Origin of the sequence: Nonomuraea sp. NPDC052265, assembly GCF_044547985.1 — a bacterium.
Lineage (GTDB): Bacteria > Actinomycetota > Actinomycetes > Streptosporangiales > Streptosporangiaceae > Nonomuraea.
The window spans coordinates 502,080-518,102 of record NZ_JBIUBJ010000005.1 but is presented as its reverse complement, the minus strand read 5'-3'; the positions used below and the strand labels follow the sequence as shown (position 1 = coordinate 518,102).

The window sequence follows — 16,023 nt, the reverse complement described above, 5'->3', positions numbered from 1 at the left end:
CGATGTCTACACCAGGGCGGCCGGCAGGTCGAAGTAGGCGCGGACCGCGGTCGCGCCGGGGCGGCTGTGGACGCGTACGAGGTCACTGAGCAGGTTGACGATGAGCAGGCCGCGCGAGCCGGAGCGCTGCGCCTCGACGGGGACGCGCCCGGCCAGCGGATCGGTGATGTGACCGCCGTCGGCGACCTCGCAGACCAGCCGCGCGTCCTCGGTCCAGAGCCTGATCAGTCCGGAGCCGCCGCCGTAGTCGAGGCTGTTGGCGCCGAGTTCGGCCGCCACGAGGCGGATGTCGTCGAGCCGGTCGTCCCCGAAGCCCGCCGCGCCGGCCCGCTCGCCCGCCAGGTTGCGGGCCGCGGACAGGTTGGCGCGGTCGAAACGCAGCGAGACGCACGCCGCCGGCTCGTCGAAGGGCCGGTTGTGCCGCGCGACGACCAGGTCGGGCGCGTAGCGGAGGCTGGCCCGCTCGCCGGCGGCGTCGCGCAGCACGGGGTGGGTGCGCTCGGCCTCGCGCAGCACCTCGGGCGTCAGCCCCTCCAGGTCGTACGGGCACAGGATCGTGACGCGCCGGCCCGCGAACGACAGGTTGATCAGCGCCTCGTGCTGGGCGCAGGCGGGGTACTCGGTCGCCGAGCGGCCGGGCCAGATCGGCTCGCCGATGATCCGCACGTGCTCGCCGGGATGCCGGTCGGCCACGGTCCGCAGCACGCCGGGGATGATGCGCCCCGGGTTGCGGCCCGCCACGCCCATGTCGAGCAGGGTCACCCGGGCCGCGTCCGCGCCGAGCCCGGCCTCGATCTTGGCCAGGTTCACGGCGGGTACGGCCACCGCCACGGGCTCGCCGGCGGCCAGCCCCTCGCGCACGAAATCCGTGGTGGCAGCCACATATTCCGGGTCACCTCGGTAGAAGAGGGCCGGATGTACGAAGAGGTCCACCGACATCAGGCATCACGGTACCTCCGCATGAGGACTCCTAGGCAATCAAATGGGTATTTATCGGGTGTGAAGAGACTTCAGCTGGTGCGCAGGCCCCTCCGGGGGCGCCGGTACTCCCACCTCGATCTGCGAACCCCTTCGGGGCGACGCCTCCCGTTCTGACCGCCGCGAACCTATGCTCGGGACATGTCGGAAATGCAGATGCGGGTCTCCGATGAGGACCGCGAGCGCACGGCAGGGCAGCTCCAGCAGGCCTTCGCCGAAGGCCGCCTGACGCGTCCCGAGCTCGAAGACCGGCTTGAGCTGGCGTTCACCTCCAAGACCTACGGCGACCTGCTCGGCCTGATCACCGATCTGCCCGCCGAGACGGCCCCGGCCGACGACGTGGTCGACCTGGAGTCCAAGAGCGGCCATGTGCGCCGTTCGGGCGACTGGGCCGTCCCCCGGCGGCTGCGGATCTCCTCCAAGTACGGCGGCGTCGAGCTCGACCTGTCCCAGGCCGTCATCCCCCACCCGGTCGTCGACCTCGAACTCGACCTCACGTACGGCTCCGCCAAGATCATCGTCCCCGAGGGCGCCGTCGTGAACGTGGACGCCTTCCGCACCGACTGGGGGCAGACCGTCGTCACCGACGTGCCCGGCAGGCGGCGGCCCGGCGTCCTCTACCTGGTGGTCACCGGCCAGGCCAAGTACGGCGGCCTGCGGGTGCGCTATCCGCGCAGGCGCTGGTTCACCCACTGATGGAAGGCCGAGATGTGGTGCTCGCTCGGCACCAGCACGCCGCCCGCCCGGTAGGCGCGTGACCCCATCCCGAGCTGGGTCCGCTCGCAGGCGTCGAAGTCCTGCTCGTTGACCCGGTGGAACAGCTCGACCGACGGCGACAGGTCGGCCCCGGAGGCCACCACATCCGGGTGGTAGAGCCAGTCGCACTCGACGACCGTGCGGTCGGCGGCCATGGGGAACATCCGGTGCAGGATCACGTGGTCGGGCACCAGGTTGACGAACACCTGCGGCTTGACGGTGATCGCATAGTAGCGGCGGTCCTGCTCCGGCGCCACGTCGGGGAGCCGGCCGAAGCCCGCGCCGCCGTCCACGGTGAAGCCCTCGACGCGCGGGGCGAACTCGGCGCCGTGGCCCACGTAGTACTGGGCGGCGTACCCGCCGGCGAACTCGGGCAGCACGGCCACCAGCTCGGGGTGGATGGTGGCGCAGTGGTAGCACTCCATGAAGTTCTCGACGACGAGCTTCCAGTTGGCCTTGACGTCGTAGACGACGCGGCGGCCCAGGGCGAGCCGGTCGACGTGGTAGTTCTCGATGGCGGCGGGGTCGCCGAGGCGCTCGGTGGCCGCGTACGTGACGGTGTCCTCGAAGGAGGGCGGCTCGTCGGCCAGGCACAACCAGGCGTACCCGAGCCATTCGCGCAGGGCCACGGGGACCAGGCCGTACTCGACGCGGTCGATGTCGGGCATCTTCGCCAGGTTTGGGGCGGCGGCGAGCCGGCCGTCCAGGTCGTAGGACCAGGCGTGGTAGGCGCACCTGATCGTCCTTCTGACCTCGCCCCGCTCCTCCATGCACAGCCGCGCGCCGCGGTGGCGGCAGACGTTGAGGAAGGCGCGCAGCAGCCCGTCGCGCCCGCGGACCACGATCACGCTCTCCCCGCCCACCTGGACGGTCCGGAACGCGCCGGGTCTCGGCAGGTCACCGGCCCGTACGGCGCAGAACCACATGGTCTCGAAGATCTTGGCCTGTTCCTCGGCGAACAGGTCGGGATCGGTGTAGGAGCGGCCGGGAAGCGTGGAGATCAGGCTGGACGTGGTGGTCAACCGACACCCCTTGTTGCGTAATACGCACCGAGTTGCTCTATATGCGACATCGTCCGGCGGCCTTCACGAGGCTGTCAAGAGGTAGGTGCTGAAGCCGCGCGGCGACGCCGCGTGGATCCCGGTCGCCATCCAGTCGGGGAGCAGGCCCGCGAACGAGCTCTGCCTGTTGGTCACCTCCGTACCGGCGATCATGGCGGGCCGCCGGGCGATCCGCGCCCTGACCCGCTCGTACCACAGCAGCCTGCCCGCGCCCGCCGGGATCAGCCCGCACAGCTCCCGCCGTCCGGCGATCATCACGGCCCGGCGGGACCGGGTCAGCGAGGTGGTCGCGGTGGTGAAGGACGCCGACCTGTGGCTCCTCACGGACCTGTTCGCGGGCCTGGTGACCTACTGCGGCATGCTCGACCTGCCCATGCCCGGCCCCGAGGAGGTCGTCCAGGTGCTGCTGCGCGGCTTTACGCCGAACTGACGGCCGGAATGTTAGTGGCATGCAAGCGGCGATCAAGCAGAGATCGCTAATGTCCTCCTCGTACGGAAAACCAACGAAGGGCACCAAAAATGACTCCCCCTCGCCGACTCGCCCTCGCAGTCGCGACGATCTCCCTTGCCGCACTGTCCACCGCCTGCGGTGTCGGCCAGGCCGTTGACTGCAACACCGCCGTCAACGAGCTCTCGAAGATCACCACCGAGTGGAGCGGCGCCATCACGAAGAACGCCACGGACGCCACGGCGGTCGGGGACGCCTCCAAGGCCGCCGCCGCCAAGACCAAGGAGCTCGCCGGCAAGTACGACGGCGACGTCGCGGCCGCCCTGAACGACTTCGCCGCCGGCTTCGAGAGCCTGCAGAGCGGCGACATCAGCAAGACGACCGAGTTCAGCGGCAAGATGAGCGGCTTCACCACGAAGATCACCGCCGCCTGCTCCTGACCGGTCCGCGGTCGCCGCACCGCCTGCGGGGGGCAGGCCGGCGCGGTGACCGCGTCATCCGATCCACCGGAACGGGGAACGGACAGGACCGGATGACGCCTTTACGCTTGCTGCCGTGACGGACGACACGGTGATCGCACGGCCCTCGGCAGGCACCGCACTCCCCGCCAGAGTGCGCTTCCGCCACCGTGAGCGAGTCGGCGCCCTGGCGCTGCTCGCCGCGGTGGCGTACGCCGTTCTGGGGCTGGTCAAGCTGGCCACCTTCCGCGCGACCACGTTCGACCTGGTGATCGTGGATCAGGCCGTGCGCAACTACGCCCGCTTCCGGCCGCCGTACGTGCCCGTGCTCGGCGTCTTCCACGAGCGCGGCACGGACTACCTCCAGCTCGCCGACCACTTCTCGCCGATCTACGCGCTGCTCGCGCCGTTCTACTGGGTGCACGACGGGCCCGAGTCGCTGATCGTGGCCCAGGCGCTGCTGTTGGCGGGGGCGATCCCGTTCCTGTGGCTGTTCACCCGGCGCGCACTGGGGGTCGTACCCGCCTACCTGGTCGTCGTGGCGTACGCGCTGTCGTGGCCGATCGCCCAGGCCGTCGCCTTCGACGCGCACGAGGTGATGTTCGTCCCGCTGCTCACCGCGATCATGATCGAGCGCTACCACGCCGGGCGGGTGCTGCCGGCGTTCCTGGCGATGCTCGGGCTCCTGCTCGTCAAGGAGGACATGGGGCTCCTGGTGATCGGGGCGGGTCTGTACCTGTTCGTCGTCGGCGACCGCCTGCGCGGCGTCGTGACCGCGCTGATCGGCGCGGGGGCCGTCGCGCTCGTCCGCGGCCTGCTGATCACCTCGTTCGGCGGCGACAGCAAAGACTTCTGGGCCTACGGCCACCTCGGCCCCGACGCGCCCGCCGCGCTGCTCGCGATGTTGCGCGACCCGCTCGCCGCCCTGCTGCTGCCCTTCAGCGACGAGGCCAAGGTCGACACGCTGTTCCTGCTGGTCTGGCCGACGTTGCTGCTGTGCCTGCTGTCGCCGCTGTCGCTGGCGGCGCTGCCGCACGTGCTCGAACGGCTGCTGTCCGACCGCCCCCAGTGGTGGCAGGCCGACTTCCAGTACAGCGCGTTCACCGTGATGATCCTCTTCTGCGCAGGCGTGGACGGCCTGGCCAGGCTGCTGCGCCGGACCGGCCGCGCCGACCGGCAGGGGCTCGAACTGGCCTGGGCGGCCGGGGCCTGCGCCGTCGCCCTCACCTTGGTGCCCAGGTTCGCGCTCGACCAGCTCTACCATCCCGCCTTCTACAAGGAGGACAAGGCCGCCGCCGCGGCCGAGGCGGTGAGCAGGGTGCCCTCGGGGGTGACGGTCGAGGCGGTCAACTCCGTCGGCCCGGCGCTGAGCTCGCGCACCACCGTCCTGCTGTGGAGCGCGGCCCCGCGCGGCGCACCGTGGATCGTGGCCGACACCGCACGCTGGGAGTTCCCGTTCGGCTCGGCCGACGACCAGCGCAACCGGGTCGAGCAGCTCCAGGGCGAGGGGTACACGAAGGTGTTCGAACGCGACGGGTACGTCGTGCTCCGGCGGAACTGACCGTACCCGCCGATGCCGCAGAATGTCGGCATGGGAATGATCGTGCTCACCGGCGCCGCCGGCATGGTGGGCGGCGCCGTACGCGAACGGCTCCGCCGGTCCGCCACCAGGCTCGTCCTGGCCGACCGGGTGCCCATGGAGGCAGGGCCAGGCGAGGAGGCCGTCCGCACCGACCTGTCGGACCTGGCCGGGACCGTGGCGCTGGTCAAGGGCGCCGACGCGATCGTGCACCTGGCCGGCGTGCCGGACGAGGCGCCCCTGCCCGACCTGCTCGACGGCAACGTGCTGACCACCCACCGCGTGCTGGAGGCGGCCCGGCTGGCCGGCGTGCCGCGCGTGGTGCTGGCCGGCAGCAACCGCCTGACCGGCATGTACCCGGCCACCACCACCATCTCCGCCGACCTGCCGCCGCGCCCCGACGGCCTGTACGGCGTCAGCAAGGCCGCCGTGGAGGCCCTCGGCCGCCTGTACACCGACAAGTTCGGCCTTGAGGTGGTCTGCCTGCGCATCGGCAGCCTGGAGCCCGAGCCGCGGGACGTCCGCCACCTGGCGACCTGGCTGAGCCCCCGCGACTGCGCCGGATTCGTACACGCCGCCGTCACCACGCCCGGCCTGCGCTTCCTGGCCGCCTACGCCGTCTCGGCCAACACCCGCGGCTTCTGGCTGCTCTCCCCCGAACTCGGCTACGAGCCCGAGGACGACGCCGAGTCGTACGCCGCCCGCGTGACCGGCGCGCCGGGCGCCTTCTTCACCGACGGCACCCCGCAGGGCGGGGACTTCGCCTCGCCCGAGTACACGCTGCGCAGGGGCGGCCTGGCCTAACGCGCGATCGCCTGCTCGTAGGCCCGGTCGAACCCCTCCAGCACCCCGGCCCACGAGCCCGCGACGGGCGGCGTCGAGCGGTTGTGGGCGGCGATCGCCCGGCGCAGCCCCGCGTCGGAGCACAGCCTCGCCACCGCCCCGGCCAGGTCGTCCAGCGTGCGACCGAGCAGCCCCTCGGTGCCGTCCTTGACGAAGTCGGCGACGCCGCTCTGGGCCCTGGCCACCACCGGCACGCCGGCCGCCCGCGCCTCCAGCGCCGCGAGGCCGAACGACTCCCTGGCCGCGGGGGCCACGAAGACGTCGGCCGACTCCAGCACCTTGGCGATCTGCTCCCGCGTGTAGCGGCCCGGCAGCGACACCCAGCCGGTCATGCCGTGCTTGATCAGGAAACGTTCCATACGGGCGCGCGCGGGGCCGTCGCCCACGATCGTGGCGCGCATCGGGATCTCGGCGGGCACCCGCGCCCGCGCGGCCAGCAGCAGTCTGAGCAGCCGTACGGGCTGCTTGCGCGGCGCCAGCCGGCCGACGGCCACCACGTGCGCCTCCGCCCGCGCGGCGGGCACGCCGGGAGAGGGCGCCCAGCCCGTCAGGTCGAGGCCGTTGGAGACCACCCGCACCGGCACGCCGGGCCCCGCCACCGCCCTGATCGGCACCGCCGCCGCCGTGCTCACCGTGGTGGCCACCAGCCCCCAGCGCTGCCAGCCGAACGCCAGCCGCAGCAGCCGGTAGAGCCCCCGCGTGACCGGGTCCCACATGCTGTGCACGGTCACCACGCACGGCACCCCGGCCCGCCGCGCCGCCCGCACCCCCATCCAGGCGAACGGCGAGACCGCGCCGGTGTGCACGTGCACCACGTCGGGCCGGACGACGGAGATGCCCCGAGTGAGATGCCCCACTCCGAACGGATGGACCGGCAGGTCGAACGGCATCCTGGCGACGACCCTGCGCACGCCCGGCAGCGCCTCGCCCCTGGTCGCCGTGGCCACGAGCACGTCGTGCCCGGCCTCGCGCTGAGCCCGCACAAGGTCGGCCACCTGGACCTCGATCCCCCCGAGTCTCGGCAGGTAACAGTCACTCACGTGAAAGATCCGCACCCCTCCCAGACTAATCTGGGCGTGTGCCTCCACGTACCGCGGTCTTCTTCCACGCCCATCCCGACGACGAGGCCCTGCTCACGGCGGGCACCATGGCGATGCTCGCGGCCGAGGGCCACCGCGTCGTGCTCGTGGTCGCGACGGCCGGCGAACGCGGCCTGGCCGAGATCGGCCCCGGCGAGGAGCTGCGCGAGACCAGGCTCAAGGAGCTCTACGAGTCGGCCGCGCTGCTCGGCTGCGCCCGCGTCGAGTGCCTGGGCTACGGCGACTCCGGGCTCAGCCCCAAGGGCGGCATCGCCGAGGAGCGGCCCGACAACGCCTTCATCGACGCCGACACCGAGGCCGCGGCCAGGGCGCTGGCGGCGATCCTGGAGGAGGAGAAGGCCGACCTGCTGTCGATCTACGACCCGGCCGGCGGCTACGGGCACCCCGACCACGTGCAGGTCCACCGGGTGGGCAAGCGGGCGGCGCAGCTCGCGGGCACGCCGATCGTCCTGGAGGCGACGGTCAACCGCGACCCGCTGGTGCGGCTGCTGCGCATGGCGGGCCGGGTGTACAAGTTCCCGCCGGAGTTCGACGTGCGCACGTTCGAGAGCGCGTACTCGGCGAGCGACACGATCACCCACCGGGTCAACGTCCGCCGGTACGCCCGGCAGAAGCGCGCCTCGATGGAGGCGCACGCCTCCCAGGCCAGCGGCGGCGACAGCGACCGCACCCTCGCCGTCATGCTGAAGGTCCCCGGCCCGCTCTACCGGCTGGTCTTCGGCACCGAATGGTTCGTACGCCGCGACCTGCCCCCCGGCACCCGGCTCACCCACCCCTTCGACCCATGGCCGAAGTAGCACCTGGGGGTGACGTGCCCGCTCCGGCGACCCGTCAGACTGGTGGGCGATGAAGAACAAGCCGCTCCAGATCGCCCTGTCCGTCCTGTCGCTCGGGCTGGCCGTGCTGCTCGTGGTCTACCTGCCGCAGATCGTGCGCACGCTCACCGGCAAGCCGGTCTCCTGGCACGAGATCGGCGCGGTCTTCGGGGCGCTCAGCGTCGGCCAGATCGCCCTGATGACGGCCCTGTGGCTGCTGAGCCTGCTGGCGTACACGTTCGTGCTGACCAACTCGCTGCCGGGGCTGACCAACCTCCAGGGCCTGACGCTCAACGCGGCGGGCAGCGCGGTCAGCAACCTGCTGCCGTTCGGCGGCGCGGTCGGGGTGGCGCTGTCGTTCGCCATGACCAGGGGCTGGGGCTTCGCCAACCGGCCCATCGTGGTGATGACGCTGGTCAGCGGCATCTGGAACACGCTGTTCAGGTTCATCCTGCCGGCCGTGGGCATCATCGCGCTGCTCATGGCGGGCGAGGTGCTCGACCCGACGTTCGTCAAGGCGGGCTGGACGGGCGCGATCTCCATCCTGGCGCTCTGCGTGATCGTGGCCGTCGCCCTCTACTGGGACCGCGCCGCCGCCGTGCTCGGCCGGGCGCTCGACGGCCTCACCCGGCTGCTGCGCCTGAAGGTGCACGCCTCCGACGCCTTCCACCGGCTGCGCGCCGACACCGCGGAGATCGTCCGTACGCGCTCGCTCGGCCTGTCGCTCGGCATGGTGTTCTTCCTGGGCTTCCAGTGGGCGATCATGGCGGCCTGCATGTGGGCCACCGGCGCCTGGCCGGGCCTGGCCCAGTCGATCGCCGTCTTCGCGCTGTCGCGCGTGCTGACCAGCGCCGTGGTCACCCCCAGCGGGGCCGGGATCATGGAGAGCGGGGTCGCCGCGCTGCTGATCACGTTCGGGGTGCCGGGCACTCCGGCGGTCGCGACAGCACTACTTTTCGGCTTCTGGACTTACACTATCGAGATCCCGTTCGGCGGCCTCGCGCTGGGCGCGTGGGCGCTTCTGCGCAGGCGCAACGGCCGGAACGCCGCCGCGGAGCCCCCGTCAGCGATCTCGAAGGCCCCCCAGTGACAATCCCAAAGCCATCAAACACCTTGTGCGCCATTCGGAAGCCCGCATAGCGTGGCGGCTGACATGGTGGCGTTCCGGGTTCTGGGGCCAGTCGAGGCGTACGAACACGACGACGAACTCGACCTCGGCGGGTTGCGGCAGCGGGCCGTCCTCGCCCGACTTCTCGTGGCCAGAGGTCAGGTCGTGCCGGTTGACACGCTTCTTTACGATCTGTGGGACGACGACGCCGCCAAGGGCGCCCAGTCGGGTCTCCAGGTCTACATCTCCCGCCTGCGCAGAGTGCTCGAACCGGGCCGTCCGCGCGGCGGCCCCAACCGCCTGCTGGTGACCGTCGCCTCCGGCTACGCGCTGCGCGTGGCCGCCGACCAGGTCGACGCGCTGCGCTTCGAGCAACTGGTCAGGGCGGCGGGCGAGCACCTGGAAGAGGGCGACCCGCAGTCCGCCCGCGGCCGCCTGGAGAAGGCGCTCGGGCTGTGGCGCGGCACCCCCTACTCCGACTTCGCCGACCAGCCCTGGGCCGAGGCCGAGGTCAACCGGCTGGCCGAGCTGCGCCTGGTGGCCCGCGAGCGGCACGCCGACACCGGCCTGCGGCTGGCCCTGCACGCCGAGACCGTGCCCGACCTGGAGGCGCTGACCACCGAGCACCCGCTGCGCGAGGAGGGCTGGCGGCTGCTGGCGCTCGGCCTCTACCGCTGCGGCCGGCAGGGCGACGCGCTGGCCGCGCTGCGCAGGGCCAGGAACATGCTGGCCGACGAGCTGGGCATCGACCCCGGCCCCGCGCTGCGCAAGCTGGAGTCCGACATCCTGGCCCAGTCCCCCGAGCTGGAGCTGGCCGCGCCGCCGCGCCCGGCCAGGTCCGCCCCGGTCACCGACACCTGGCCGCCGCGCCCGGCCGCCGCCCACGTCGAGCCGCCGCCGCTGGAGCCCGAGCCGTTCGTCGGCCGCGACGCCGAGCTGGCCAGGCTGACCACGGCCGCCTCGCGCACCGGCCGCTTCCAGGTCTCGATCGTGACCGGCGTGGCCGGCGCGGGCAAGACCACGCTGCTGCGCCAGCTCGACGGCAGGCTCGGCGCCGACGGCTGGATCACCGCCTCCGGCGCCTGCCCCGACTCCAGCGCGACCCCGCCGGGCTGGGCCTGGGTGGAGATCCTGCGCTCGCTGACCGGCGCGACCGGCGCCGGCGAGTACGCCCAGCTCCTGGCCCCCCTGCTCGACGACACCGCCCCCGATCCCGACGAGGACGAGGTCTCGGGCGGCTTCCGCCTGCACCGCGCGGTCGGCGGCTACCTCGCCGGCGTGGCCCGTCGGGCGCCGGTGCTGCTGACGCTGGAAGACCTCCACTGGGCCGACGACCAGACGCTGGCCCTGCTGCGCGCGCTGCCGAGCCTGCTGGCCACCAGCCGCGTCCTGCTCGTCGTGACGTGCCGGGAGAGCGAGCTCGACGACCGCCAGTCCGACGTGCTGGCCGCCCTGGCCCGTCTTGAGCCGCTGCGCGTGGGCCTGTCGGGCCTCGACCCCAAGGCCGTGGCCGAGCTGGTCAAGGCCACCTGCGTACGCGAGATCGACGAGGACGCGGTCGAGTCCATCGTCGAGCGCACCGGCGGCAACCCGTTCTTCGTGCGCGAGACCGTGCGCCTGCTCGACGCCGAGGGCGCGGCCGACCGGGCCAGCGCCACGCAGGTGCTCTCACGCGTGCCCTCGGGCGTGCGCGACGTGCTGCGGCGGCGCATCTCGCGGCTGCCCGCGGGCGCCCAGCAGATCCTGCTCCAGGCCGCGGTCATCGGCCGCGACGTCGACCTCGACGTGCTGGTCACGGTCGCCGGCGACGAGGACGCGGTGATCGAGGCGGTCGAGGCCGCGCTGCTGGCCGGGCTGGTGACCGAGCCGGGGCCGGGGCTGCTGCGCTTCGACCACGACCTGGTGCGCGACACGATCTACTCCGACGCCTCCCGGCTGCGCCGCACCCGGCTGCACGCCGCGGTCGCCGCGGTGATCGAGCAGCGCACGTCCTCCGACGTGGCGGCGCTGGCCCACCACTACTTCCTGGCCGACGCGGCCGAGAAGGCCGTCCACTACGCGGGCCTGGCCGCCGAGCAGGCCGAGCGCCGCTTCGCCCACCGCGAGGCGGCCACGCTGTGGGAGCAGGCCATCGCGGCCTTCGACCGGGGCGGCCCGCGTACCGAGGAGAAGGGGCGCGAGCCCGAACCGGCGCGCGCCAAGGAGCGGCTGCGGCTGATGTTGCGGCAGATCAAGGCGCTGGCGTTGTGCGGCGACATGACGGCGGCCAGGCTGCTGCGCCGCCGGGCCATGGACGCCGCGCTGCCGCTCGGCGACCTGGAGATCACCGCGAAGGTGGCGGCGTCGCTGGCCGTGCCGCACAAGGGCATGGCGCGCGACTTCACCCGCACCGCGTGGGAGATCGTCGACGTCACCGAGCAGGCGCTCATCGAGCTGCCCGCGGGCGAACAGCGCCTGCGCGCCAGCCTGCTCACCACGCTGGCGCTGGAGCTGGAGGGCTCCTCCTCGCCCGAGCGCGGGCGGCAGGCCTCGCTGGAGGCGCTGGAGCTGGCCCGGCAGAGCGGCGACCCGACGCTGATCGCGGCGGCGCTGAGCGGCCGGCTGCGCCAGTCCTACGACATCCCGGCCGTCGACACCCGCGAGGGCATCGGCAGGGAGCTGCTGGAGGTCGCCCAGCGCTCGGGCCAGATGGCCACGCAGGCCCTGGCCCACCTCGTGCTGCTGGAGTGCGCGGCGGCCAGGGGCGAGTTCGCGGCCGCCGACGAGCACGCCGCCGCCGCCGACCGCCTGGCCAAGCAGTACGACCTGTCGGCCCCCGCCGCCGTCGTCGTCTGGTACGCCGGCCAGCGCCTGATGATCTCCGGCGACTACGCGGGCGCCGAACGCACCTACCGCGAGGCCGCCAGGATGACCGCGCGGGCCGGCATGCTCGAAGGCCGCCAGGACCTCCCGCTGATCACGACGTTCTGCCTGCACCTGGTCGACGGCCGGGCGGCCGAGACCGTCGACCTGCTGGCGCCGGCCCACCAGCGCGGCGCCAAGTGGACCCTCGACGCCTACGCGCTCGCGCTCGCCTCGGCCGGCCACCTCAACGACGCCAGGGCGGTCGCCGCGACGCGCCCGCCGGTCCGGCCCGACTTCCTCTACGAGCTGGTGATGACCTGGCGGGCCCTGGCGGGCATGTTGCTGGACGACCGCGAGCGCATGGTCGACTGCTACGACAAGCTCAAGCCGTTCGCCGACCGGGTGGCCGGCGCGGGCACGGGCGTCGTGGCGCTGTGGCCGGTGGCGCTGACCCTCGGCGACCTGGCCATCCGGCTGGGCCAGCCCGACGCGGCGCGCGCGCACTACGAGAAGGCGCTGGAGGTGGCCCAGCGGGTGGGCGTGCCGCGCTGGGTCGAGGCGGCGCGGCGCTCGGTCAGCAGCTCACCTGGAAACGCTCGCTCATGACGGTCCCGCCGGGCCGGGCGATCAGCTCGACCCGGTACCACCCGGGGTTGCCCGAGATCTGCGGCTGCCACTCCACGCTCCGGCTGCCGCCGGCGAACCCGGAGTGGTCCGCCAGGTAGGTGCGCCACGTCCTGGCCGCCGGGCTCCAGCGCGCCAGCCTCCAGCGGTACAGGACCGTCGCCCCCGGCCGCGGGTTGACCAGCAGGCCGCGGGCCAGGAACGTCTTGCCGCAGCCGGGCGTGCCGTCGGTCAGGGCGCTGAGGGCGATCTCGCCCGCCCTGACGGGGGCGCTCTGCTGGGCGGGGGCGATGATGGGCAGCTCGCGGGCCGACAGGGTGACGGTCCGCACGGGCTCGGTGGCCGATCCGGCGCTGCTGTGGGCGGAGAAGCCGGCGTAGGCACTGGTGAAGGCGAGGGCCGCCACGAAGAGCTTGACCGCGTTGGCGGTACCGCCTGCCAGGACCACTGCGCTTCTCGACGACATGATCAACACCCCTTTTGCTCAGTTCAGGTATAGGGCGGGATGGTTGAGGGGTGGTTGTCGGCTACTTGCAGCCGGTGCCCTGGCCTTGCAAGCTGATGTGGCGGAATGCCTCTTCCTTGACTAAGGTAAGGCTGACCTAAGGTGTTGGAGTGGGGGTGAGCGGGCTCATGTGGCATGCGGCTGCCGCCCTCCCCGATCCCGCCCGGCCGTTCTGGTTCGGGCTGCCGTACTGGCTGGTGGGGGCCGTTCTCATCCTCGCCCTGTTCGGCGCGTTCCAGGTCTACTACTGGGTCGGCCGCAAGCTCGGCGAGAAGCTCTACGAGTCGCGGGTCGGCGTGCGGCTCGGCCGCGAGCGCGTCGCCCGGATCGAGGGCGTCGTCGAGAAGTGGGGCGCACTGGCCGTCTACGGCTGCTTCTGGGTGCCCATGCTGCGGCACACGCTGCCGTGGGTGGCGGGCGCGCTGCGGGTGTCCTATCCCTGGTACGTGGTGGCGAGCGCGCTCGGCTGCCTGACCTGGGCGCCGATCTGGTGGTTCGGGCTCACGGCGCTGGTGTGGGGCTGGCTGGAGCTTGCCGCCCACTCGCCCGTCAGCGCCCTGGTGCTGCTTGTGGCGGTCGCGGCCGGCGTGGCCTGGTTCTTCGTCCGCCGCCGGCGTAGGGCGCCGGCCTCGTCCTAGATCGTCGCCGGGGTCTGGTCGTCGATGGCGGCCTCGGGAGCGTTCCTGCGGACGGTCTCGATGCCGTTCACGCAGGCGGCCTTGCTCGGGTACCCCTCGCCCACCGCCAGTGTCTGCCCGTTGTTCGCGACGAGCGCGAAACGGAACGCGCCCCGCTCGTCCTGACTGATGATGAACCTGCCTGCCACGGCCTCGTCTCCCCGCAGATGTCGGATCTATCAAGCATTTACCCCCAACCGGGGGCCACTTACGGCCGAGTTTCGCAAACCAACCCTTGATCTCCTGCGAACATGTCTGGCATGCGTATTGGGGGTTTCATCGGCTCTGCCGTACTCGCGTTGCTTGTGGGGATCTCTTACCCGGCGTCCGCCGCGCGGGCCGCCGACGTCCCGACCGTGAAGGCCGGGGCGGCGTACGTGGTGGACTCGGACGGAACGATCCACTTCAGGAAGCGGGAGACCCGGCGCATGCCGGTCGCCAGCCTGGTCAAGGTGATGACGGCCTACGTCGTCCTGCGCGAGGGACGCCTGAACGAGCCGATCACGGTCACCGCCGCCGACACGAAGCACGCGACCAGCAACGGCGCGACCACGGCGGGCCTGCGGAAGGGCGAGCGCCTCACGGCCAGGGACCTGCTGTACGGCCTCATGCTCCCCTCGGGCGCCGACGCCGCCAACGCCCTGGCCAGGAAGTACGGGCCGGGCAAGACGGCGTTCGTGGCCAAGATGAACCGGGCCGCCCGCTCGCTCGGCCTCGGCGACACCCGCTACACCAACCCCGACGGACTGCCCACGCCGGCCAACGGCGGCTACTCGACCGCCGTGGACCAGGTCAAGCTGGCGCAGCGGGCGCTGACCGACCCGACCTTCCGCGCGGTGGTGGGCAGCCAGGTGCACAAGGTCGCCAAGTCGGCCCTGCACCGGGCGCACACCTGGCGCAACTCCAACAAGCTGCTCGGCCGGTCGGAAGGCGTGCTGGGCGTGAAGACCGGCTACACGAACGCGGCGCAGTACTGCCTGCTGTTCGCGGGCGAACGCGGCGGCAGGCTCGTGGTGGGCGTCCTGCTCCACGACGGGGACGAGCGCCGCTTCACCGCCGCCGGGCAACTGCTGGACTACGCGGGCGAGCAGATCGCAGTCGGCTGATGGGACCCGCGCCGGTCAGCCGAAGGTGAGCCGGCCCGCCGCGGGCAACGTGCTCAGCCCCCTGGTCGCGCAGGCCAGGATGCCCATGGCGGGGGTGATCGCGCCGCGGACGCGCTCGCCGGACAGCGGCCCCGAGGCGACCGTGCCGGTCAGGAAGCTGTCGGCCGGGCTCTGGGTGGCCAGGCGGTCGGCCCGCGTGCGCACCTGCGAGGTGCCGACCGGCCGCCCGTCGAGGCCGAACCAGGTGATGCGGACCGTGCCGTGGACGTGCCGGGCGCTCGCGCACGAAGCCTGGCCGACGCTCTTCAGGGTGACCCAGCCCGAGCGCAGGTAGGGGGCCGTGCCGTCGCCCGACAGGCAGCCGGTGAGCTGGAGGTTGCCGCGGACCGACACCGGCCTCGCGGTCAGGCCGATGCGCGGGCTGAAGGTCAGCGGCCGGCCGGCCGGGGAGCTGACGGTACAGGTCAGGGCGTTGCGATCGGGAGCGGTCCACGGATGGGAGGCCGCCCATGCGTGCGGGGTCGCCGCGACGGCGGCCGCGATGATCCAGGTCGGCTTCACAGGACCTCCGTCGGTCGCTCTGGGTGATCGGCAGATCACATCTTGCCGTATCCCCGGCGGGCGACGGTCCCCTGCCGGCCGGAAGGCGACGGCCCGGCCGGCGGAAGCACGATCACGGCTGTGCGATCGCGATTGAGGCGGCCGGTCTCGGGTACCCGCGGCTCGCAACCTGACAGCACTCAGGTGGACTTCGCCCCCCGAAGCCGATCTCAGGGTCGATTCACGCAGATAAGGTGGTGAATCTACCCCTCCGCGATAAGGGAGATCATGGCGGAATTCATCGAAGTCCGCACGACGATCGAGGGCCATGAGCAGGCCGCGGAGCTCGCGCACACGATCCTGCTCGCGGAGCTGGCCACCTCGATCGACATCGCGGAAGTCCCGGCCGCGGAGGCCGGGGTCTCCTGGCAGCTCACGCTCATCACACCGCGGGAGCGGGCCGCCGCACTGGAGGCGCACATCACCGCGAACGGCGGCGCCGTCGATGCCCAGCCGGTGCTGCACGACATCGACACCTACCCCGACTGGCTCACCGAGGACACCGACCGCCCCTGAACACG

At 72.5% G+C, this 16,023-nt stretch carries 17 protein-coding genes; 11 read left to right on the top strand and 6 right to left on the bottom strand.

The genetic code is table 11. The annotated features are described in order from the left end of the window. Positions 1-6: 6 nt before the first annotated feature. Entirely contained in the window at positions 7-939 is a 933-nt protein-coding gene (locus ACIHAD_RS19445) for an anti-sigma factor RsbA family regulatory protein (protein ID WP_397355867.1), read from the bottom strand. Positions 940-1,119: 180 nt separating this feature from the next. Here ACIHAD_RS19445 and ACIHAD_RS19440 point away from each other — a divergent pair, with 180 nt between their 5' ends. Beyond that, a complete protein-coding gene (locus ACIHAD_RS19440) occupies positions 1,120-1,674 on the top strand; it encodes a DUF1707 domain-containing protein (RefSeq protein ID WP_397355866.1) in 555 nt (184 codons plus the stop codon). Here ACIHAD_RS19440 and ACIHAD_RS19435 read toward each other — a convergent pair. Continuing rightward, positions 1,644-2,756: an SRPBCC family protein gene (locus ACIHAD_RS19435; RefSeq protein WP_397355865.1), complete on the bottom strand. Its 1,113-nt coding sequence runs from the start codon at positions 2,754-2,756 to the stop codon at positions 1,644-1,646. The two genes, ACIHAD_RS19440 and ACIHAD_RS19435, sit on opposite strands and share 31 nt — an antisense overlap. An 85-nt stretch (positions 2,757-2,841) precedes the next feature. On the opposite strand from ACIHAD_RS19435, the gene ACIHAD_RS19430 reads away from it, so the two are divergent. The 4 genes from ACIHAD_RS19430 to ACIHAD_RS19415 all read left to right on the top strand — a co-directional run bounded on the left by ACIHAD_RS19430 (position 2,842) and on the right by ACIHAD_RS19415 (position 6,084). Continuing rightward, complete coding sequence (locus tag ACIHAD_RS19430) at positions 2,842-3,225, top strand: hypothetical protein (protein WP_397355864.1); 384 nt, start codon at positions 2,842-2,844, stop codon at positions 3,223-3,225. Positions 3,226-3,314: 89 nt separating this feature from the next. Then, positions 3,315-3,683: a hypothetical protein gene (locus ACIHAD_RS19425; protein WP_397355862.1), complete on the top strand. Its 369-nt coding sequence runs from the start codon at positions 3,315-3,317 to the stop codon at positions 3,681-3,683. Between the two features lie 115 nt (positions 3,684-3,798). Further along, positions 3,799-5,262, top strand: coding sequence for a DUF2079 domain-containing protein (locus ACIHAD_RS19420; protein ID WP_397355861.1), 1,464 nt, complete (start codon positions 3,799-3,801; stop codon positions 5,260-5,262). A gap of 30 nt (positions 5,263-5,292) precedes the next feature. Then, a complete protein-coding gene (locus ACIHAD_RS19415; protein ID WP_397355860.1) occupies positions 5,293-6,084 on the top strand; it encodes an NAD-dependent epimerase/dehydratase family protein in 792 nt (263 codons plus the stop codon). Here the strand turns inward: ACIHAD_RS19415 and ACIHAD_RS19410 are convergent. Then, a complete protein-coding gene (locus ACIHAD_RS19410) occupies positions 6,081-7,163 on the bottom strand; it encodes a glycosyltransferase (protein WP_397355859.1) in 1,083 nt (360 codons plus the stop codon). The two genes, ACIHAD_RS19415 and ACIHAD_RS19410, sit on opposite strands and share 4 nt — an antisense overlap. Positions 7,164-7,201: 38 nt before the next feature. On the opposite strand from ACIHAD_RS19410, the gene ACIHAD_RS19405 reads away from it, so the two are divergent. The 3 genes from ACIHAD_RS19405 to ACIHAD_RS19395 all read left to right on the top strand — a co-directional run bounded on the left by ACIHAD_RS19405 (position 7,202) and on the right by ACIHAD_RS19395 (position 12,596). Continuing rightward, the gene (locus tag ACIHAD_RS19405; RefSeq protein ID WP_397355858.1) at positions 7,202-8,020 is read left to right on the top strand and encodes a PIG-L deacetylase family protein; all 819 of its coding nucleotides are present in this window, start codon (positions 7,202-7,204) and stop codon (positions 8,018-8,020) included. A 49-nt stretch (positions 8,021-8,069) separates the two neighbouring features. Next, positions 8,070-9,128, top strand: coding sequence for a YbhN family protein (locus ACIHAD_RS19400; RefSeq protein WP_397355856.1), 1,059 nt, complete (start codon positions 8,070-8,072; stop codon positions 9,126-9,128). A 63-nt stretch (positions 9,129-9,191) separates the two neighbouring features. Further along, positions 9,192-12,596 (top strand): BTAD domain-containing putative transcriptional regulator, encoded by a 3,405-nt coding sequence (locus ACIHAD_RS19395; protein ID WP_397355855.1) that lies wholly within the window; start codon positions 9,192-9,194, stop codon positions 12,594-12,596. Here ACIHAD_RS19395 and ACIHAD_RS19390 read toward each other — a convergent pair. Beyond that, positions 12,565-13,080, bottom strand: coding sequence for a hypothetical protein (locus ACIHAD_RS19390; protein WP_397355854.1), 516 nt, complete (start codon positions 13,078-13,080; stop codon positions 12,565-12,567). The two genes, ACIHAD_RS19395 and ACIHAD_RS19390, sit on opposite strands and share 32 nt — an antisense overlap. A gap of 167 nt (positions 13,081-13,247) precedes the next feature. Here ACIHAD_RS19390 and ACIHAD_RS19385 point away from each other — a divergent pair, with 167 nt between their 5' ends. Continuing rightward, entirely contained in the window at positions 13,248-13,757 is a 510-nt protein-coding gene (locus tag ACIHAD_RS19385) for a DedA family protein (protein ID WP_397355853.1), read from the top strand. Here ACIHAD_RS19385 and ACIHAD_RS19380 read toward each other — a convergent pair. Beyond that, a complete protein-coding gene (locus tag ACIHAD_RS19380) occupies positions 13,754-13,945 on the bottom strand; it encodes a DUF1508 domain-containing protein (protein ID WP_358287976.1) in 192 nt (63 codons plus the stop codon). The two genes, ACIHAD_RS19385 and ACIHAD_RS19380, sit on opposite strands and share 4 nt — an antisense overlap. A 156-nt stretch (positions 13,946-14,101) precedes the next feature. On the opposite strand from ACIHAD_RS19380, the gene ACIHAD_RS19375 reads away from it, so the two are divergent. Continuing rightward, positions 14,102-14,902 carry a D-alanyl-D-alanine carboxypeptidase family protein gene (locus ACIHAD_RS19375; protein ID WP_397355852.1) on the top strand — a complete coding sequence of 267 codons (801 nt, stop codon included), beginning with the start codon at positions 14,102-14,104 and terminating at the stop codon, positions 14,900-14,902. A gap of 15 nt (positions 14,903-14,917) precedes the next feature. Here the strand turns inward: ACIHAD_RS19375 and ACIHAD_RS19370 are convergent, their stop codons facing one another. Then, entirely contained in the window at positions 14,918-15,463 is a 546-nt protein-coding gene (locus ACIHAD_RS19370) for a hypothetical protein (RefSeq protein ID WP_397355851.1), read from the bottom strand. Positions 15,464-15,730: 267 nt separating this feature from the next. Here ACIHAD_RS19370 and ACIHAD_RS19365 point away from each other — a divergent pair, with 267 nt between their 5' ends. Then, the gene (locus tag ACIHAD_RS19365; RefSeq protein WP_397355850.1) at positions 15,731-16,018 is read left to right on the top strand and encodes a hypothetical protein; all 288 of its coding nucleotides are present in this window, start codon (positions 15,731-15,733) and stop codon (positions 16,016-16,018) included. The last annotated feature ends 5 nt before the right edge of the window (positions 16,019-16,023 follow it).